This window comes from Bradyrhizobium erythrophlei (assembly GCF_900129425.1).
Taxonomy (GTDB): domain Bacteria; phylum Pseudomonadota; class Alphaproteobacteria; order Rhizobiales; family Xanthobacteraceae; genus Bradyrhizobium; species Bradyrhizobium erythrophlei_C.
This window is the reverse complement of record NZ_LT670817.1, coordinates 1978368-1997939: the sequence shown is the minus strand read 5'-3', so window position 1 is coordinate 1997939 and position 19572 is coordinate 1978368. Positions and strand designations below refer to the sequence as shown.

The following is a 19572-nucleotide window of genomic DNA, read 5'->3' as shown; positions in this document are numbered from 1 at the left end:
CCTTGGGATCAGTTGTTCGGCTTCATGAGGTGTTTGAACGTCTCAATAGCGTCAGGGTTCAGGCTGGGATCGAAAGGCATCCAAACAATCCTGGTATTCGGCTGCCCGGGGCCCAAGGTTAGTCCTGTAGGGGTGGGAATGAACGCTGGCGCGGCAGCGACGGGTAGAATGATGTCGTTTTCCAGGACTATCGACAATGCGCTGCCAGAGTCAGATTTTACGCTGGCTCTAACGGGTAGAACTCTCTTTATCGCTTCGAGCGCTCCGCTCGACGCTGCGTCAGCATTCAATTCAATTGTGGCGGTACGCTTCGCCCTATAAATCGTGCCAAGTACCAGGAGGAGTTCAACATTTGATGCTGGGGGTTGACCTGACGAGACGCTCCCTAATATTGCCTGAAGCTCGGGGCACGCTTGAGCTGAGTATGTCTCCCGTAACGAATGTTCTGGAGTATCTTGGACGGTTACATCTGAAAACGCCAGTCGTACCGAACGTACTTGGTTTGAGCCGACGAGCACCGACAGCACGTTGTCGAAACCTAATGCAATCGATGCATTCTCTGCTCGACTAATCACAATGTTTGGCAGGGCGGAGCCTACCGCAGGTTTCGGTTTGAGTCCCGGGAAGCAGGTCGCTGCCTCATAAATCCAACGGCCAGTCGCCGCGTTATAAACCGCTCCCACTTCTTGTGCACCTGGACGGACAATTGGGATTAATCCCTGATCTCCAAAGGAACCGAAAAAGTCGGAAAGGCTTTGCGTTCGAGCTTTGGACAACTCGACTGACTGCGCCTCAGACCAGGTTGAATAGCGCCACCACCCAAACAGACCCATGGAGATGATTAGGGCGGTGGCCACCGCGACCAAGATCTGGCGTGATGAGATGCGCAAACGCGTTTTCTTGGGCATAGTGTGGCGTTCCAGCGTTCGAAGAAATCATGTTGAAGCTCGATTGAGAATTAAGACACTCAATGTTGTGCTCTCAATCCATCCGTTTGATTTGCACGCACCGGCTTGGCCTAAGATCATCAAGTCTTTGAAATTCGACTACACAGCAATGAGTGCCGACCCGTGCCGCACCGCACCATTAGCCCTCCGGGCAAATTCATTTGTTCAATTAAAAACCCGATCCTAAAACATTTCAACTGAAAGAGATAGTTTTGATACATACGTCTGCTGATTGTACCAGGCGTCCGGTACTGGGCACCTTGCCTCGGCCGCCCGCAATCTCCCTATAGGCAAGGTTCGCGCGCGCGCTGTAGCAGGTAGCTACTTGGTCTAACTACCGGCCCTACCGAAACTCGCGACTTTTTCACTTTCAACTGATCACTCTCATCGTGAATGCAGTGAAAACAAGATCTTGCTTCCACGGTCCGCGGTCGAGAGGGCGTTAGAGATTGACCTATCCCCTCAGCATCCCCCTCGTCGTTCCTCGGTCCAACTCGAGGAGCACCAGCTGATCTGCTGATCTGGTGAGGGCGCCGATCGAAACACGACTTGCGGGCAAGAAGCCAAACTCAGATGCAAGCCGCGTCATGAGCTCTGCTTGGCCGATTTGTCTCGGCCTAGAGAACGTCGGCGCCGCAGATAGCAAGTGCGCGATCAGGCCTGCAGATGGGTTCAGCTTCGAGCGCCGTACTCAGGCGACTCCATTCCAGTCGGGCGATTGGGCTCAACTCGCCTCGGACTGTCGACGGGAACGGGACAGCCGTGATTCGGAAAACAGATGTTATGGAATAGGTCGGCCATCGACCGACTAGAGCCGGTAATGGCTCATGATGCCGGCAGCAACCTCGCGATGCCGCGGCGAAGACGGATAGAAATGAATTTCGGTCTGAAATGCTGGCCATTGGCCAGCAGCGCGGATCAGGTACACGACCTCGGCCTCGACGGTCTCGATGTCGCGTTCATTCCGCTCCATGGCGTCGCTATGGCACCAAACGTCTAGCGCGGCCACGGTATGCCCATGCCGCCAAGCATAACCGTAGTAGCCAGAATCTCCCTTCGCATTCCAACCGAGCCGGAGGCGATTGCGAATGCTCTGCTTGGTGATGCCGACGTAGATCGGCTTATTGTCGATGCTTGCGATATAGAGCTTGGGCAGATCCGACGTAGACAACCCAGAAAATTTGTTCGTTCCTTTGGCACAAAGAACAGTGAAGGCCTCAGGTGTAAAAGTAAGCTGATATCTCTCGGGTCCTTCGATTCGCATCACGCAACTTTCTCACGCCTTCGGATTGTCTCTCGCCTCAATCTAAAGAAACGACGGACCGCATTCTGACAAGAATTTCGCGGTATCGTCGTAAAAGGCTGACGCACGGGTGGGATCATCAGCATCGCCTTCCGGAATATAGATCACCATGCCCTGTCTCGCGCGTGTCAGAAGTACGCGGTAGGCATTCGTCAAATAGATTTTTCTATTTTCGTCGTTTACATTCTGCCACTTCGTGCCGGTAAACCGATGGAATGCCCACTCACCATTGATCGATCGAAAATCTCCGTCCCAACAGACCCCGACCCAATCAAGCTCTAGTCCCTGGATGTCAAATTCAGTGGCGGGATCTTCGAGGTAGTGTGACGAACGCACATCGTCTTTGCCGTTCAAAAACCAGTGCTTAGCATCGATCTCTTGACGGACATTGAGGCCAAGCGGCTTTAATCGCGACGCGCCCGACGACGCAACAAGTCCAACGCGTTCGCTTCCCCGCGCCTGCTCTCTAAGCCAAGCCCGTGCGACAGCAAGGTCCCGGGTCAATTTGATCGGATATGCTGCTTTGATCTGGTCGTAAATATCACGTGCAGCATCTACCTCACCCGCGACAACGGCAGCCACAAATTCGGATAGTTTCTCTGCCCGAAATGACCGAATCGACACGGCAAGGTGCAAATGCTCGTACACGGTCACGTCGAGCCCACTCAACATTTCCGAAAGATCCTGTCCCCGATGATAGCCGCGGTGGGCCAACTGGCGGGACGTAAACACCTTCCAATCCCTAAATTTTGTTTGCAGAGCGGAAAACCATTCCGTAAGTCCAGCCTCGCCGGCATTGATTTCCTGTCCGCCACCAATCAAGCAGACTACGACACACCAATCCTGGTGGCGGTTCATGACGCTGACCAGGAATGCCGGCTCCGACATATTGAAGTCTGGAGGCCCTTTTTTGTTGCGCGACATAAAATTCACCAGATGGTCGCGATCCCAGGCCCGCTGCGCCTCGTCGAACACTGCGACGCGCTCAGTCGGCGCGTTTGGGCCTGCCAAACTGTCGTCGCGGAAATGCATGATGTGCTGAATGAAGCTCTTTACTTTGCGCTCAGCGTCAGCCTTGCGGATCGTGGACCCGGTCAGCTTTGATTGGGCATGCTCGTCGCGGGCGAGGGCTTCCCGCAACACGTCGACCAGAGGTCCGTTACCCGATAGAAATACGGCGTGCTCATCTTCGTGAGCGTTTGTGCGCTGAGTTACGAGGTTGAGACCCGCCAACGTCTTGCCGGCGCCCGGGACGCCCGTCACGAAACAAATAGCCTTGTGTCGCCTCGATTTGGCATCTTCAATGACCTGCGCAATGCATCCTGCCGTTTGGCTTAGGTTGATAGCACCAGCGTCCGAACGAGTGATCTCACCTACTTTATGACCTTGATATAGCGCTTGCGCCGCTTCAATGATGGTGGGCGTGGGCTTATAGCCACTGCCTAGCCATGCCTGCACATCGATATCGGAACCAGTTGTCGCTTGATCTGAAATGTCCTTGATTAATGCGCCCAACCCGACGCCATTGCTGAGAATCGGTTGCGCGACTTTATCGTCTGCCCAAATCAGAGAGTGGACAGCATCCATCGCCCCTGTTGCCACGACAATTGGCACGATCGGTCGGTCGTGACTGCCGCTGTGAAAATTCTTGAGGTCGAGGGCATAGTCGATCACCTGATCGATCGCGGCGCTGTCGAATTGCTCGGTCCCGACCTTGAATTCCAAGACAAAAACGACGCCGCCAACCAGAATGATATTGTCGGCCCGCTTGCCCATCCGCGGGATGGCGAACTCGAACGCGACCCACCCCGATGTTAAGACTCGGAGCTCACGCCGCAAAATAGATATCTGGGCAAGCCAGGCATTGCGCTGCAGCGCCTCTAATGAAAAAGAGTTCTGTTTTGCGAGATGTCCAAGGATCGTTTCGGGTAATTCGTCGACAAGGTCTTTGATCGAGTTAGAATAAAACGAACTATTCATGGCGTTCCAAGCGAATGCATCTCACGGTTGACCCTATGCCACCCGAAGAAATCAGTCTAGCCATGATGGCCGAAACGCTGGCGCAATCCCCCGATTACCGGGTTTTGCGCAGGCTTATACCTCGAACTGAATTCACCCCATGCGAGGGACAGGCGACCAGGACCGGGATCATACTGGACGTCGAGACGACCGGACTCGATACGGCGCGAGATGAGGTCATCGAGCTCGCAATGGTGAAGTTTACCTATTTGCCGGACGATCGGGTGGGTCAGATCACGGGTGTCTTTTCATCTTTTAACCAGCTGCAAAATCCCATTTCCTCGGAAATCAGTGATCTTACCGGCATTACTGATGAAATGGTCCTGGGGCATCAGATTGATACAGAAGCCGTTGCTGCATTTGCAGCAGACGCCGGGATTGTCATCGCGCACAACGCCAGCTTTGATCGAAAATTTTCCGAACGCTATTGGCCGCTATTCGAGCAGAAGCCGTGGGCATGCTCCGCAACGGAAGTGGAATGGCGAAAGCACGGATTTGACGGATCGCGTCTGGGTTATTTGCTGGCCGGTGTCGGCCTATTTCATCAGGCCCATCGGGCCATTGACGACTGCTCACGCGCGGCGGGAAGCGACCTTCGAGAGCAAATTCGGCCTTTATGATTGCATCCAGCTCTTCGATAGTCTCCCATTGCGGATCGACGTATTCCATAACGATCGCGACGAGATGCTTACATGCGTGATTTCTAATTGCCCGCAACAGCTCGGTGTCCCAAGGCACCAGTTCTTCACGCACCATATAGAGTAGAAACGCCTTCGCATATTCCTCCTGAGCTAGCATGCAAATCGCCAAACGTGCGCCGCCGCGCTCTTGAAATTCTAGCCGCACGGCATCATCCATCAGCCGGTCGGCATTCGCTAGACACGCGTCGATGGATGCTTGCACATCCTCCTTCCGGGGCGCCTTGAACAGTTTTCCGCTGGGCATTGATAACTCTAAAAGCCGTTTGTGATTGTTGTTACCGATGGGCGACTTTGCCGTCATTGTCGACATGCAGCGTCTTGAATTCGAAGTTACCGCTGCGAACAGCCTTCCCTATCGATGCCTGAATTTTCTCGCTGGCTTTATCTTCCGGATTTTTCGCAAGCAGTACGATGTCGCGCACTTTGCCTTGAGACATACCGTTGAAGACGACGTAGGTCACGGGATGAAAGATTACCTTCACGTCATGAGGATCGTAACCAGCTCCGCTAAAAACGGGATCGATCTTCTTAAGCAATTTCTTAGCCGTGCGGAGTCCGGCGACGGCTGCCTGTTCCCGCAGGTCGGCTTCCATCTCGGCAAGCTTCTCTTCTGCGCGCTCAAGCCGTTGTTCTGCCGCTCTAATCTGATCCACAACCGAATGGGGTTGCTTTCCCGCTAGGTACGGGCGGGTCTCCGACAAATAAAACAAATCGCCGCAACAAGGGCAAACACCCAAGATGTGGCCAAGCTCTCCAAAAGTTTTGTCCAAACCGTCCGCCATGTCTATTCCTATGAATGGGTATCGAATTTGACGGCGCCTGCTTCGACTCGCTCCTTGATATTCCTCTGCGTGCCCGTCAGGCGGGCCTTGCCGGACTTCACATCCACAAAGAGGAGGGATTCGACCTGCCCACGGGCAGCAAGTCCCGAGAAGATCAGATAATCGATCGGTTCGAAGAGTGCACGACAGTCGCCTGCCGAATGAGGAAAGCTCGAAAAAGACGGAAGGATCTTTTCGATGATCTTTCCGAGATTAACAGCATGAGCGGTTTTCTCGGCCCGCGCTGTCATGCGCTCTCGCGCCTTGGCGAGGTCGGTCCTGCGCTCCTTGATGCGCTCGCGCATCGCGGCTATTGCCGCCAGGGCTGCATCGGGTGGTTTTTCGTCAAGGGCAAAGAGAGCCGCGTCAGCGAGGCGAAAGTCGTCCCCGCACGTTGGGCAAGTCCCCATAAATCGCTTGTTCCGCTTTAACTCTGCGATCAGGGTCTGTGTTGGTTTTTTGCTTGGCAAGAGCTGTTCCTTCTAACCGGCCGCTGCGGCTCCAGGAAACGCGAACTGTGTTTCGCAGCTGCCATGAGCGCAAACAGGCTTCTTAAGTGCGATCGGACGTTTGAATTTGGTCCGCTTGCAAGTCGGGCAAACGAAATGGTCGCGGAAATATTTAAATTCGGCCCAGCGCGCTTTTTCGTCGCCTATTGATCCGTCACCATAGGGGCTGTCCTGAAAATGGCTGCCGAAATTTTCGATCTCGCCCTTCTGAACACTGACAAGAAAGCGATTAGCAACCCCGGGGACATCCGGCGGCTTAAGACCGGTGCCCTTTAAATAGGTCGCCAGCGCGAGGGCTAGCTCGCTCCTCTCGTGACTATAAACCCGATCTACCTCCCGGATTCGAACGTCGACGCCAAATTCGCGGCAGCGGTCAAGAAGCCATTCCTCCTCTGCCTGGCGCATTTCGTTGGCAGCCGACTGCCCATTGCTCCACCTGGCCTCGATCATTTCGTCGGATATTTTATGATGGCTGAAACGGGGACCATATTCCCGCTCCAGTCGGATAATTTGAGTGAAGGCCCATGGGGCTTGCGGCAGTTGATCCTTCAAGTAACTGAAAAACCTTTGGTCATGCGTGGTGATAATGATCTGGAGGTCTGTCAGGTTTTCCGCGATCATGGCAGCGATGGCGCGCCGATGGTCGGCATCGTAGGAAGTGACAATGTCGTCGAGGATCGCAATGGGAGCGCCGGTATTGAACGTCCGGATCGCCGCAAGCCGTAAGGCCAGCGCGAGCGAGTGAATTTGTGAATCGCTCAGGTAGCCTGAAGGGGGCACTCCCTGCCGCTCCGGTGAAAAGTCGATCAGCAGGGCCAGCCGCTGCTGGTTCGTTTCGTCCTCCGGTGGCAATTCGAGCCGCACAAGAGCGGCATCGCTACCCTGAATGCTTTTGTAGAGCAGGTTTGTGGGCTCGCGAAGCAGATCGAGCAACGCTTGAACCTTTTTCCTGATCTCCGTGGAAATAAATGTTGCCTGCTCGTTTAGCGCGGAACGCAGCTTTTCGAGCTCCTCGGTCACGCGCGTCTGTAATTGCCTCTGCGCCTTGATTTCGAGAAGGCTTTCGATCTTTGCGAGCGCCTTCGAATAGGTATTGTCGCCCTGGCGCAGCTGAATTTCGGAAATTTTGGTCTCGACGGCTACCAGAAGTGTGTTCAAAAGCGTCTTCAGCGCTGCGCTGTCTGGTGCGGGCATATCGCGCCACTGCTTGATCGTCGCCTCGTAAACTTCTTCCGCCGCGCGGCAATCCTGCTCAGATTCAGGGATGAGCGGATGAAGCACTCTGAGGTTCGCAGTTAGAGCGCTGTGAGCTGTCGCGACGCGGCGCAACGCATCGTCGAGGCTGTCCTTGGCCGACGCGTAGGCCTCAAGCTCCGATTTATGCTGGCTGATATGATCGCGTATTCCCGCCATGCTTCCTGAAGCCGTTTTGTCGACGGGCGTGGCGCATACAGGACAGGCATCAACCGACGGCGCGCCGTCCTGGAATAGGGGCTCGGCAGCGTTCCAAACGGCTGCGAAAATCGCATTTGCGGCTTTGTCTCGTTCCGCGGCCTCCCGAGTCGCGGCCTCAAGCTTTGTTGCCACAGCTGCTTCGAATATGGGGATAGCGCCCGTGATTTGACTGTCGCCGCTGCTTTGGTCAATCGAAACTGCATAGACGGCCTCAATCGCCACCGCGAGCTGCCGCAAGCCCGAAATACCGAGCTCACTTTCTTCGGCTGCCGCCCGCGCTGCTATGATTGCGAACGTCGGATCCGCGCGGTCGAGCGCCGCCATTTTCAGGGTTGTGTCGAGGGGAACGAGCAATCCGTTGGCATAATCAAGAACGGCGGCGTCGTCCCAAGTGGTGATCGCCCGCGCGGTCGCTTTTGCAACCTGCGTATTGATCTGAGTGTTCGGAGTCTGATCCTCGGCGTCCGCTTTGATCTGTTGGCGCAGTATCCGTAGATTTTTTTGAATTTCGACGAGCGGGGACAACTGCAGCCAGCCCGCGATCTCGGCATATCGCAGTTCGGGAGATTGGTTTTCGACGAAATCGCGAAGGGTATATCCACGGATAATCGGATCGACCTTCTGACTTGCCAGCAGTTTGTTAAGGCCGGGAGGCCGCGAAGGTCCCCCGTCACTGAGCGCGAGCATTCGGTGAACGTCTTGCCCTGCTTTAGGCCGATATGAACTTCAGAGGCTTTGCCTTTTTCAACGGCAAGATCGTGAGGTAATGCGGCCACGCCCGCCTGATTATTGGCTGCGCGAATTCCCAGGCGCTTGATTGTTCCGGTATCCGATAGAAGGAACTCAAAGCCGTCCACGAAACCGGACTTCCCTCTCCCGTTTGGGCCAAAGATGGCAAGACTTCGCTTAGCCAAAAAATCGAAGGTCGCCGGCTCCAGGTACGCGCGGAATCCGGAAAGCGTGAGCGATTGGATGAAGATCGGCGCATCAGGCATCCTGGGTGTCCTGCGCTGGGGCTGCCGCTCTTGCTTTAGCGAGGTCGTTAATGGCCAACCGCGCAACGGTGACGCAATCCGCTTTAGCAGACGCGGTGAGAAGATGCTCGACGAGCACTTTCGCCAGGTGCTTGTCCGTCCCGGCTCTTGCCTCAAGGTCTACGGCCAGTTGGCCGAGAAACTCGCTTGGTCCGGCGCTGCTGCGCTCCGTATCTGCCACTGTTTTCTCCCCTGAAATGTCGTCAGCAGACGTGCGGGCGGCCGGTTTCGAACCGGCGCAGCTATAAGTTGCCTTACACGCCAACACTGCCTGCGGTACTCTGGAACTAATGGAGACCTTTATCAAGGAAGCTCCAGTTGGGATCCCCGACTCTTTGGGACACTCGATCGGGATCCCCAGCACCCCGGAGACTCGGAGAACTGCATCTGCTCAAGAAGGGCTTATCTCGGTGCAAAACAGACCTCTCAGCCCTGTGCGGTTATCCGGTTAGCAGCGCGAGAAGCTCCTCCAAGGTTGCAAATCGAACCCCGAATTCCGCCGCGAGCCACTTCCTGTTTTCCGAGTCGAAAATTGAAACACCCGCAGCGCGGGCCCGATCATTGGTGCACAGAATATCGTGTCGGTAAGCGATGTGGCTCGCGACCAATTCTCCATCAGCCCACTCAGCACATGCTTTGGCAAATGCCTTTTCATTATGAGGTCCGCCAGATTGTGCGTTCCAACCGCCAGCAGCGTCGAACGCCGCCTTACCGACGCCACGGGCTTCAATACGGGCCGACGCGTCGATTTGACGTTGTTCGCGGCCAGGGTCGTCGGTTTGTGCGAAGAGTGCGGGATCGCGGATTTCTGATGGGGACGGCAAGCCCATCCAGGCCGCACCACGCATAAGCCTGACGCCTGCCGCAAGCGCGTTTTTCAGTCTGTTAGATTGGATCTCGGGCAAGCCCGGATGACTTTCATCGTTCGGACCGGACGACACGAGCAGAAGATGGGGTTTGCCGTCGATCATGACGGTGGAAAACGGAAAGCGCACGTCCATCGCGGGTTCCGCGAAATAAGCACTACGTTCGCGCTTGCGGATCGCTTCAATTCGGAAGGCGGCCTCGCAGATAAAGCCGGCTATTCGACCACCTGAAATCGCCGACCGAACAGGCGCCCAATCGCAATCGATCAGGTCGAAAATTTTCTCCCATGTATTGCTATCGAAGGTGACTCGCATGGGTGGGAACTTACCCGGAACGGGCCGGCTTAGAGGCGAATTTTTTGTGCCCTTGGTTGCGGGGACAGGATTTGAACCTGTGACCTTCAGGTTATGAACCTAACGAGCATCCAGTGCGTCAGAAATTAACGATCCCGCCCCCGGCGCGGTCCACGAGCAACTATCTTGCTCAGAACTGACTGGCTTTCTTGTCTGATCGGAGCGTTGCTGTGGTGACTTGGGGCGGCTGAGGCCGGCTTCGGGGTCTGGCCCTGCCGGGTGTTTTACCCGGGCGGGGCTGAGGAGGTGCGGCGGATTGCGTCGCATCAACTTCAGAGGATCCCATGACCAAGCCCAAATCCAAGCCGAAGGCTGCGACCCGCCCAACCGCCCGAAAGCCCGCCAAGCCCACGTCGCGCAAGCCGCCCGCATCACCCAAGTCGGCAACGCGGCCCGGCACCAAGCACGCCCATATCGTTGCCATGCTGCGTGCCCCGGCAGGCGCAACAATCGCTGCGATGATGGCCGCAACCGAATGGCAGCAGCATTCAGTGCGCGGCTTTCTTGCCGGTGTCATCCGCAAGAAGCTCGGGCTCAACCTTGTTTCAGAGCAGACCGATAAGGGTCGGGTGTACCGCATCAGGGATGGCAAAGCTTCGCCTGCAGCCATGAACCGGGCTAAGCAGGCGGCCTGATACGATGCAGCAGAAACGTCGCAATGGTCGCACGACCAAAACGTCTGTTGGGGACGAGATCGCGCATTTGCGCGGTCTTGATCTCAGGGGATTACGCGCACGCTGGCAGAGTGTCTTCCAGAGACCGGCCCCTGCTCATCTGACCCGGCATCTGTTGTTTGCGGTCATCGCCTATCGGCTCCAGGCCGATCGTTTTGGCGACCTCGATCACGAGACCAAGCAGGTGCTGGATCGAACCGTTGCGAAGGAAGCAGGACCAGCCATGTCCGCCCGACTGGCCAGCTTCGACCAGAAGCGGACTGAGCTTACCCCCGGCACGGTTCTGGTCCGGGAATGGGATAGACGGTCGCAGCGGGTGATGGTGATGGCCGACGGCTTTGCCTGGAACGGCCAGACCTATGACAGCCTCTCCAAGGTCGCCTTCGCCATCACCGGCACCAGGTGGAATGGTCCGCGCTTCTTTGGACTGAGAGATAAAGAGGATCGGTCGGCCATGGAGGTCCGGCCATGAAGGCTCCCTCCGTCAAGCCGGTCCGCTGCGCGATCTATACGAGGGTCTCTACCGATCACGGGCTCGACCAGGAATTCAACTCGCTGGACGCGCAATATGATGCCGCCTCCGCCTATATCAAGAGCCAAGCCCATGCCGGCTGGACCCTGATCCGGTCCCGCTATGACGATGGGGGATACTCCGGCGGGTCCACCGACCGCCCCGACCTCCAGCGATTGCTGGAGGACATTCGCGCCCGCAGGATTGACGTCATCGTCGTTTATAAAGTCGACCGCCTGACGAGGTCGCTGGCGGACTTCGCCAAGCTGGTTGAGCTGTTCGATGCCCATGGCGTCTCATTCGTTTCGGTGACCCAGCAGTTCAACACCACGACCTCGATGGGCCGGCTGACCCTGAACGTGCTCCTGTCCTTTGCCCAGTTCGAGCGCGAGGTCACCTCGGAGCGGATCCGCGACAAGATTGCAGCCTCCAAGCGCAAGGGCATCTGGGTCGGAGGCACTCTGCCCTTAGGCTATGAGATGAAGGACGGCAAGATCGCCATCGTCGAAGAAGAGGCTGAACTGGTCAGATCGATCTTCCGGCGATACCTCGAACTTGGCAGCGTCAACGAACTGTTACGGGACCTCAAAGAGCGCAACATCCGGACCAAAACCAGGCTGCTCTCCACGGGTACGACGCGCGGCGGGATCCCGTTCGGGCGCGGCGCGCTTTACTACGTGCTGAGCAATCACTTCTATATCGGCGAGGTCAAATACAAGAATGAGATCCTGCCGGGTGAGCAGCCTCCAATCATGGATCGCGCGCTGTTTGAGGCGGTCCGGCAGAAATCCCTCGCCCAGTGGTCCCACCGCACCATTGTGCGCAACAAGTCCGACCACTTGCTGACAGGATTGCTGTTTGACGATGCCGGCCATCGCATGATTCCAACCCACGCCACCAAGGCCGGCATCCGCTATCGCTACTACGTGTCGACGCCTGTCTTGCATGGTGAAGCGAAGACCGCGTCAGCCGGATCGATCTCGCGCGTTCCTGCCCCTGACATTGAAGACATCGTCGTCAAATTCCTGAAGGAGCATCTCGCCGCCGAACAAGAAGGGGCGACGACCAGCGTTATGCCCTTAGGGGACCGCGGCGACCTCGCACAGCTGGTCGCCGGGATTGTTGTGCACAAGGACAGGCTGATCGTTCGACTCAAATCAGACAACGCAGACGAAGCATCCGATCGCCCAGATGATCAGTCGCTCACGATCCCCTGGCAGAAGCCACCCTCCAAAAGATCCCGCCAGATCCTGCTTCCGCACAATGCATCTCGAAGCGACGTCCGACCGGAACAGTTCGAGCGCCGCGCCCACCTGGTTAGCGCCATTGCCCAAGGTCGTCGGTGGCTCGATGATGTGGTCTCGGGTCGAGTAACCTCGGTCGCACAGCTTTGTGCCCGAGAGAAGTGCAGCGTTCGGCAGGTCAATATGACCATCTCGCTCGCCTTCCTCGCCCCCAATCTTGTCAAAGCAGCCGTAGAAGGTCGCCTGCCCCGCGGCATCGGCATCGAGCGGCTCCGAGATCCGCCGACCGAATGGAGCCGGCAGTTTGAGGCGCTCGGACTCAATCCAGAATAGCTGCAGCGCCGGCCCAAGATCCCGAATGACGGTGGCCCAAAAGTCGGGGTTAAGGACGCAAGCGCGGTCGAACTTCGCGCTCAACCCCGGCCGCCGGGAACGGAATTTTTGGATGCGGAGACAGGGCGCCAAAAACCGCCACTAAAATGCGCGAACGCCCACAGAGACCAAGATCCGGGAATTGAGTGGCCGGAAATCCCCGCAGAAACGCCCCATTTAGCGTCGTATCGGAATCGTGCGGTTTGCGGAGACTGGATGGTGGGCGCACCAGGGCTCGAACCTGGGACCCGATGATTAAGAGTCATCTATTGTGACCTCCACCGGCTTGTGGAAACTCGTAGAAGGTCCGCGGGCAGTCTCAACCGTCCGTGCGGCCTTCCTTCAACCGGCGCAAGCCGCGGTCAACCTAGCCCGGCAGATTTTCAAATCGAATCTTTGAAAATATTTCATGGCGTGACTCATATGTCACACGCAACAATTCCTCGCTCACGTTAAGATTCGGAACTCGACGACGACTTTGCTCACGTCAACTTCGTTTCGTTCCGCAAATTCTCGCTTCACGCGATCGATGAATGTCCCTGCCCTATCGTCTGATGCTTTAACTTTCATCGCGGCTGCACTAACATTAACCGACCACAACGCTATCTCCTTGAGATTCGAGACGCTGTGGCCGACGTTTTTGCGCGACTCTTTGTCAATGGGAATGAAAATTGGCATTTCAAAGCTTGACGAGCGGTCAACTCGTTCGAGACCCTTCGAGGCGATATCGAAGCGGGCCTTCAACGCTGTGGAGTCAAAGGCCAAGACTTCAACGATTTCCGAATTTTTCGCGGCTGGGACCACTGCCAGCACCAGATCCACATTCTCCAACGTTCTCCATTGAGAGTTGGTCTGCATGGTGAAGCTCAAGACTCGCTCGTGAGACGTTCGAACTGCTACGACGAAATCCTCTCCATCCTTTCTGGCAATCAGGCGAGCGCCAGGGAGTAACCCTTGGCCTCTTTTCACTGCGGTTTCGTAGCCCTGTTCTTCGAGCGCTTCGCGACCGAGCTGCCGCAATAGTGATTTTTTCGGACGAGCCATGGGCGCCTTCCAGAGAATCGGCCGTTAAGGTGTAGTCGGGGTAAAATTTTCGAGTGCCTGCGTTTCGGATTGTAAAAGCGCTCGATGTTGTCGAACATGTTGACCTTGGCTTGTTCTCGAGTTCGGTACACTTTGCGCGCTGTCCGCTCCGTCTTCAGCGACGAGAAAAAGCTTTCCATCGCCGCATTGTCCCAGACGTTGCCGGACCGGCTCATCGAGCAGACGACGCTGTGATCTGCCATCAGCCGCTGGAACTGTTCGCTGGTGTATTGGCTGCCGCGATCGGAATGATGCAGTAGCGCCTCGGGTTTGCCCCGTCGCCAGATCGCCATCACCAGGGCGTCGGTGACGAGCTGCGCCGTCATCGTTGTACTCATCGACCAGCCGACCACGCGCCGCGAGAACTGATCGACGACAGCCGCCACAAAGAGCTAGCCCTCGGCGGTCCAGACGTAGGTGAAGTCGGCAATCCATTTGCGGTTGGTAGCGGCTGCTTCGAAGGAGCGGACGAGCACATTGGCAGCGACGGCGGTCGGCCTGCCGCTCACCCAGATCGGGCGGCAGGCGCCGCCGTCGCGGACGCGCTCTGAGAGCCTGCAGCCCGCATGACGCCCCTTCCGCAAGCAGGTCGTGCCACACGCGCTTGGCGCCGTAAGTCCGGTCGCTCGCCAGGAAGCTGGCATGAACCTTTGCTCCCAGCTCCTCATCGCTGCGGGTGCGCAAACTGCGTGGCCGCTTCAGCCACGCGTAAAGTCCCCCTTGCGAGACACCGAGCGTCTCGCACAACCATTGCGTCGGCCAGATCCCCGGGTGCTTCGCAATGAAACCCTTCATGTCGATTCCTTTGCAAAGTAGACCGCGGCTTTTTTTAGGATATCCCGCTCGGCCTTCAGCCTGGCGAGCTCGCGCTTGAGCTGCGCGATCTTGTGCTGCTCCGGCCTCAGCTGACCGTGGCCGGGGAACGCTTGCTGCGGATCCGCCGCAAACGCCTTCAACCACTCCCGCAAAACATCGTACTCTCGCAAATAGCTATCACATCTAACAAAGGTACTCGTCTGCATACCGGAGAAAACGGACGTCCCACGGTTTCTGACAATCCTGCCTGAACCAAAGAACGAAAAGTTGGTCTTCATTGTCCCAAGCAACACTAAGGCACTCGCCGGCGTCTTGTAAAATCTTTAGACCGTATCGAAATCGAGGTTTTGGCCAAATTTCAGCCAACGCCCGTTGCCGTTCGGTTCGCAGTCGTGGAGCTACGGGGCGGTTGAAGGGCGTATAGTGACAGATGGTGAACCCGCGATGTTCAACCTGATAACGCCCAGCCATTTTTCCAGTCCGAACTAGAGTCCCTCCTGCGCGAATTAGACCGAGCGCCGCCTTGCGAAGCGATTCTATTCTTTGAGCTTCTGGGTGATCGGATGACCGTTCTGTCGTACGCATGCGAAAACCCCTACCTTTCGGGAACTAAAAGCCCTCGCGTTTCATTAACCACTGCTATATCATAGGGGCCTAAATTTCCCTGTCAACCTGTAAGTATTCTCTTTTTCATACTATCTTTGGCTCAGGTTTTAGTTCCCGTCGGACTCGCCCGGTCGGGATGGAGGACATACTGTTGTTGAGCAATTCAATGCCGGTTCAACGTGTTGCTATCGACACCTTGAGGTCAGCGATGCAGCCGGTGCGGCTTCATCCGAACTCGCAAATGAAAAAGGTGAGAAAGTCGCTCGGAGCCTTCGGTCAGGTGAGGCCGTTGCTGGTAGCACCCGGCGGCGAAATCATAGACAACGAACTTGTCTGGCTCGCGCTTAAAGCCGACGGCGCCACCCACGTTGATGTCATAGTGGTCGCGGACAAATCTCCAGCCGAATTGAAGGCACTGCGGCTTACACTGAATCGGACCGCGCTCGACGCACGGTGGGACGAGCAGAATTTGCGCGGCGTCCTTGAGCAATTAGTTGATGTAGATTTTGACTTGGAATTGACCGGTTTTGACGCACCGGAAATCGATCACTATCTCAACCTTGACGCGCCCCAAGCTAACGTTGAAGAAAACGGCTCAGACATTCCGCCTGTTGGCGTCAGCGCAGTTTCGACACCCGGCATAATTTGGAGCCTTGGAGATCATCGCGTCGGCTGCGGCAACGCCACCGATCTCGCCTTCGTCAGCCGCGTGCTCAACGGCCGCGCCGCGAACGTCTGCTTTGTGGATGCACCATACAATATCAAGGTCGACGGATTCATTACCGGCAAGGGCCGCCACCGGCACCGTGAGTTCATCCAGGGCGCCGGCGAATTATCGACCGACGAATATTTTGCCCTGCTGCGAGACTCGTTGCTCGTTCTGAAGCGAAACTGCACCCCGGCGGCGTTGATATATTCCTGTATCGACTGGCGCCACGTCATGGAAATGACGGTCGCTGGCCGTGCCTGCGACATGCCGCTTTATACTATCTGCGTCTGGACCAAGACCAACGGCGGGATGGGCGGAATTTACCGCAATGCTCATGAGCTCGTATGCGTATTCAGGGCGGGCGCCGAACATCCTTTAGACAATGTCGAGCTTGGCCGACACGGACGGAATCGGACGAACGTCTGGTCCTACCCCGGGATGTCGTCCTTCGGAAAGGAACGCGACAAACTTTTGGGCTCCCATCCCACCGTCAAGCCGGTCACCATGATTTCCGATGTCTTGCGCGACGTCACCAAGCGCGGCGATGTCGTTCTCGACACTTTTTTGGGTTCCGGGTCGACCCTGATGGCGGCGCAGGAAACGGGCCGTGTCTGCTGCGGCGTCGAGTTGGACCCGTTGTACGTCGATGTCACGATCCACCGCTGGCAGAACGCGACCGGTCGCGACGCCGTCATGGCCGAGACTGGTGAACGCTTCAATGACGTTGCTCAACGGCTGTTGGCCGCGCCGTCGGAGGCGAACGATGGCTCGTGATTCCGAGCACGATGAGGGCGGCTATGGCCGCCCTCCTAAGCACGGTCAGTTCAAAAAAGGCCGTAGTGGCAATCCGCAAGGCCGGCCAAAGGGCGTGAGCAGCTTCAAGGCCGATCTCGCAGCCGAATTGCAAGAGAAACTCGCGCTCACCGAGAACGGCAAGGAGCGCAAAATCACCAAGCAGAGGGCATTCATCAAAACGCTGACCGCGGCCGCGATCAAGAAGGACATCAGGGCGGTCAACGCACTCTTGGCCTGCATGCGCTCCTTTGGCGTGGGAGTCGAAGAGCAGGCAGCGGAAAGCGTTGACGTGGAAGACCTCGACCTTCTCGAGAACTATCTCGTCCAGCAGCGGAAAAAGGAGAATCGCTCGAATTCTGATGCTGCGGGGAGCAAGTCTGAGAAGCCCCGCCCATCAGGGAAAAGGAAGTAGCGATGGCAACCGCGCCCCGGTCTGTTGAGGCCAATCTCATTCGCTCTGACTTCGGGGCATTTGTGCGCCATGCCTTCAGGATGGTTCATGGGGAGAGACTAGGAGACCAACCCTACGTCGACCATTTGTGTTACGTGATCTCTCGACTGATTGACGGCGAAATCAATCGGCTCCTGATTAATTTGCCGCCCCAGCACCTCAAAAGCTTCGTGGGGACGATATGCCTGGCCGCATTTCTCCTTGGCAAGAATCCGCGGTTGAGAATCATCCTCACTGCCTATAATGACACGTTCGCGGAAGCCCTATGCGGCAAAATTCGCAATATGATGCAGTCGCCTTGGTATCAGCAGGCATTCACGACGCGAATCAAGGACGGGCATTCTCGCGCAAACGACTTTGAGACACGAGACGGCGGGGGCATTTTTGCCGTCTCCGCGACCGGCGCGATCACCGGTCGGCCGGCCGATTTCATTCTGTACGACGATCCGCACGAGATCGGTGACTGGAACAACGAGCGGAAGCTCGACCTCGTTTGGGCCAACTTCAATACTGTGATCTCGCGTTTGAACGACAGGGTCAATGGTCGCATTCTTGTGGTAGCGCATCGCGTGAGCGACAAGGATTTGTCTTCCTATTTGCTTCAGGAAAAAGGCTGGAAGTATCTCCGCCTGCCTTTCATCGCAGTCAAGACGCGAACTTACGAACTTGGTCACGAGGAATGGACCCGTAAGAAAGGAGACGTCTTGCGGCCCGAGGCCTATCCTCCTGCCGAAATCGAGCGGCTTCGGCGCACTCAAGTTGCCCCACCCTTTGAGCTGTTTTACCAGCAGGGCCTCGGCTCACAGGCCGCGCTGAGAGCGCGGCCTGAGCATTTCCAGAATTTTGCGCCGCATCAACTGCCGATCGGTCCCGTCGTTCTCAGCGTCGATCCCGGACATGGCGGAGGGCCCAACGCCAGTCGCAGCGTGATCCAGGCCTGGAAACGCCAGGGCAAACAACATTATCTCATCGATCAATTCTGCGAGCAATGCGACGCTGAAGACCTTCGCAGGGCCTTTTGGTGGTTTGTTCGGAAATACAACCCGAGTGTTGCGCTCATCGAAAACACGGCCAACGGACCGGCTCTTTATTCTATGGTTCGGCGAAAGGCGAATTTCGAGATCCGGCTCATCACCCCGCGCCGCGATTCCAAAGCTGTCCGTTTCAATGATCACCTCCCAAAGATTCGGAACAAGCATATTCACCTGCCCGAGTTCGCGATCTGGCGCGAGGGATTCATCGAGGAACTTGTTGGCTTCCCCGGCGAGTTCGATGACCAGGTCGACGCATTGACTCAATATCTCGATTTCATGGAATCCGACCCGGTCATCCCGCCGCCGCGAAAGCGCGAGCCGCTTATCGCCCGCGTCAATGCATCTACAGTCCGGTGGCGCCGACGTTAAATTCGACACCACACGGTGGCGTGCATCAGCGCGCGACGGCAGCTCTGCGCCCCATAGTGTATTAGTCGGAAGCGGCAATACCTGTCCAGATTCCCCCATCCGAGAACTTCGTGATCCAATTGGTCCGATAAGAGCCATAAGATTACTGCGTAACTGCTCGACTTCTCGCCCACGCGGAGCGTCACTGTGCCCAACAAAGGGAAAACAGTCATGGACCGCACTGCAACAGGGAAAAGCATCGAGTGCTCTCGGGGGGGGGGGGTCCTAGCGCCGCAGCGAAGCCATAAGAATCGCAGCAGGCCGTGGAGGCCTGCACATCGGTGATAAGTACGATCAATAACGAACGTTTTTATCTGAAATGCTGCGAACCGCTGTCCGTATGATGCCACCTTTCAATTAAACCTCAGGTTTGAAAAGCGCGCCTCTCCCAAGCCCCGCCAACCTACTGCGGGGCTGTGCCAGTGGCAGCACGTGGTGCTGCTACTCAAGCAAGGGAGGGCCAGATGGCCGCCAGTAAACATAAGTCCAGTTTCGCAAAGACACCACGCAGACTAGGGCATCCAGCAAAGCGCCCGACCACGGACCGGGCATCGTCGAAGGTCAAGTCGAGGTTATCTCCGGCACTGAAGCCAAAATCCGGCTCCTTCAGCCCGACGCCGTCGAAGGCGATTGAAGCCGGATCATCCAAGCAGTCCGCTGTGCTGGAGATGCTGCGCAAGCCCGGTGGTGCGACAATTCACACAATCATGAAGTTTACTGGCTGGCAGCAACACTCGGTACGCGGTTTCTTTGCTAGCACCGTGCGTAAGAAGCTGGGTTTGAATCTCGTGTCGGATAAATCGGGCGGTGAACGAACCTACCGTCTCACCGGCAGCAGGCCATCGCGGAAGGGATGACCG

At 56.6% G+C, this 19572-nt stretch carries 17 protein-coding genes and 3 pseudogenes; 9 read left to right on the top strand and 11 right to left on the bottom strand.

Annotated features, from left to right (window positions below; translation table 11 throughout):
* Positions 1 to 8 precede the first annotated feature (8 nt).
* From B5527_RS09490 to B5527_RS09480, 3 genes are all read right to left on the bottom strand, one after another.
* Complete coding sequence (locus B5527_RS09490) at positions 9 to 908, bottom strand: hypothetical protein (protein ID WP_079601055.1); 900 nt, start codon at positions 906 to 908, stop codon at positions 9 to 11.
* An 847-nt stretch (positions 909 to 1755) separates the two neighbouring features.
* Positions 1756 to 2211: a hypothetical protein gene (locus tag B5527_RS09485; RefSeq protein WP_079607179.1), complete on the bottom strand. Its 456-nt coding sequence runs from the start codon at positions 2209 to 2211 to the stop codon at positions 1756 to 1758.
* Positions 2212 to 2253: 42 nt separating this feature from the next.
* On the bottom strand, positions 2254 to 4230 hold the full coding sequence (locus tag B5527_RS09480) for a DUF2075 domain-containing protein (RefSeq protein ID WP_079601054.1): 1977 nt from the start codon (positions 4228 to 4230) through the stop codon (positions 2254 to 2256).
* Positions 4231 to 4265: 35 nt separating this feature from the next.
* Here B5527_RS09480 and B5527_RS09475 point away from each other — a divergent pair, with 35 nt between their 5' ends.
* Positions 4266 to 4889: a 3'-5' exonuclease gene (locus tag B5527_RS09475; protein WP_079601053.1), complete on the top strand. Its 624-nt coding sequence runs from the start codon at positions 4266 to 4268 to the stop codon at positions 4887 to 4889.
* 10 nt (positions 4890 to 4899) lie between these two features.
* Here the strand turns inward: B5527_RS09475 and B5527_RS47570 are convergent.
* From B5527_RS47570 to B5527_RS46240, 5 genes and pseudogenes are all read right to left on the bottom strand, one after another.
* A pseudogene (locus tag B5527_RS47570) lies at positions 4900 to 5214 on the bottom strand (AbiV family abortive infection protein); the annotation flags it as partial.
* A gap of 31 nt (positions 5215 to 5245) precedes the next feature.
* Complete coding sequence (locus B5527_RS09465) at positions 5246 to 5752, bottom strand: Holliday junction resolvase-like protein (RefSeq protein ID WP_079601051.1); 507 nt, start codon at positions 5750 to 5752, stop codon at positions 5246 to 5248.
* An 8-nt stretch (positions 5753 to 5760) separates the two neighbouring features.
* The gene (locus B5527_RS09460; protein WP_154072123.1) at positions 5761 to 6261 is read right to left on the bottom strand and encodes a Holliday junction resolvase-like protein; all 501 of its coding nucleotides are present in this window, start codon (positions 6259 to 6261) and stop codon (positions 5761 to 5763) included.
* Positions 6262 to 6273: 12 nt separating this feature from the next.
* Positions 6274 to 8442: a chromosome segregation protein SMC gene (locus tag B5527_RS09455; protein ID WP_245332819.1), complete on the bottom strand. Its 2169-nt coding sequence runs from the start codon at positions 8440 to 8442 to the stop codon at positions 6274 to 6276.
* Positions 8443 to 8588: 146 nt separating this feature from the next.
* A pseudogene (locus tag B5527_RS46240) lies at positions 8589 to 8750 on the bottom strand (AAA family ATPase); the annotation flags it as partial.
* On the opposite strand from B5527_RS46240, the gene B5527_RS45265 reads away from it, so the two are divergent.
* On the top strand, positions 8728 to 8985 hold the full coding sequence (locus B5527_RS45265; protein WP_172842421.1) for a hypothetical protein: 258 nt from the start codon (positions 8728 to 8730) through the stop codon (positions 8983 to 8985). The pseudogene B5527_RS46240 and the gene B5527_RS45265 sit on opposite strands and share 23 nt — an antisense overlap.
* A gap of 244 nt (positions 8986 to 9229) precedes the next feature.
* Here the strand turns inward: B5527_RS45265 and B5527_RS09445 are convergent, their stop codons facing one another.
* Positions 9230 to 9970: a hypothetical protein gene (locus B5527_RS09445; RefSeq protein ID WP_079601048.1), complete on the bottom strand. Its 741-nt coding sequence runs from the start codon at positions 9968 to 9970 to the stop codon at positions 9230 to 9232.
* Positions 9971 to 10293: 323 nt separating this feature from the next.
* Between B5527_RS09445 and B5527_RS09440 the strand changes: the two genes are divergently transcribed.
* Genes B5527_RS09440 through B5527_RS09430 form a run of 3 tightly spaced genes read left to right on the top strand, consistent with a single transcriptional unit; the run spans position 10294 to position 12771 of the window.
* Positions 10294 to 10644: a DUF3489 domain-containing protein gene (locus B5527_RS09440; RefSeq protein ID WP_079601047.1), complete on the top strand. Its 351-nt coding sequence runs from the start codon at positions 10294 to 10296 to the stop codon at positions 10642 to 10644.
* Between the two features lie 4 nt (positions 10645 to 10648).
* On the top strand, positions 10649 to 11155 hold the full coding sequence (locus B5527_RS09435) for a DUF2924 domain-containing protein (protein WP_079601046.1): 507 nt from the start codon (positions 10649 to 10651) through the stop codon (positions 11153 to 11155).
* Positions 11152 to 12771 (top strand): recombinase family protein, encoded by a 1620-nt coding sequence (locus tag B5527_RS09430; RefSeq protein WP_079601045.1) that lies wholly within the window; start codon positions 11152 to 11154, stop codon positions 12769 to 12771. The genes B5527_RS09435 and B5527_RS09430 overlap by 4 nt, the downstream gene beginning before the upstream one ends.
* 486 nt (positions 12772 to 13257) lie before the next feature.
* Here B5527_RS09430 and B5527_RS09420 read toward each other — a convergent pair whose 3' ends face one another.
* Both B5527_RS09420 and B5527_RS09415 read right to left on the bottom strand, forming a co-directional pair.
* Entirely contained in the window at positions 13258 to 13854 is a 597-nt protein-coding gene (locus B5527_RS09420; protein WP_154072122.1) for a hypothetical protein, read from the bottom strand.
* Positions 13855 to 13898: 44 nt separating this feature from the next.
* Positions 13899 to 14987, bottom strand: a pseudogene (locus B5527_RS09415) (IS3 family transposase); the annotation flags it as partial.
* Between the two features lie 569 nt (positions 14988 to 15556).
* On the opposite strand from B5527_RS09415, the gene B5527_RS09410 reads away from it, so the two are divergent.
* The 4 genes from B5527_RS09410 to B5527_RS09395 all read left to right on the top strand — a co-directional run bounded on the left by B5527_RS09410 (position 15557) and on the right by B5527_RS09395 (position 19569).
* Positions 15557 to 16798, top strand: a complete 1242-nt coding sequence (locus tag B5527_RS09410) for a DNA modification methylase (RefSeq protein ID WP_172842522.1) — start codon at positions 15557 to 15559, stop codon at positions 16796 to 16798.
* Positions 16743 to 17231, top strand: a complete 489-nt coding sequence (locus tag B5527_RS09405; protein WP_154072121.1) for a DUF5681 domain-containing protein — start codon at positions 16743 to 16745, stop codon at positions 17229 to 17231. The genes B5527_RS09410 and B5527_RS09405 overlap by 56 nt, the downstream gene beginning before the upstream one ends.
* A gap of 2 nt (positions 17232 to 17233) precedes the next feature.
* A complete protein-coding gene (terL, locus tag B5527_RS09400; RefSeq protein ID WP_079601041.1) occupies positions 17234 to 18673 on the top strand; it encodes a phage terminase large subunit in 1440 nt (479 codons plus the stop codon).
* A gap of 503 nt (positions 18674 to 19176) precedes the next feature.
* A complete protein-coding gene (locus B5527_RS09395; RefSeq protein WP_079601040.1) occupies positions 19177 to 19569 on the top strand; it encodes a DUF3489 domain-containing protein in 393 nt (130 codons plus the stop codon).
* Positions 19570 to 19572 lie beyond the last annotated feature (3 nt).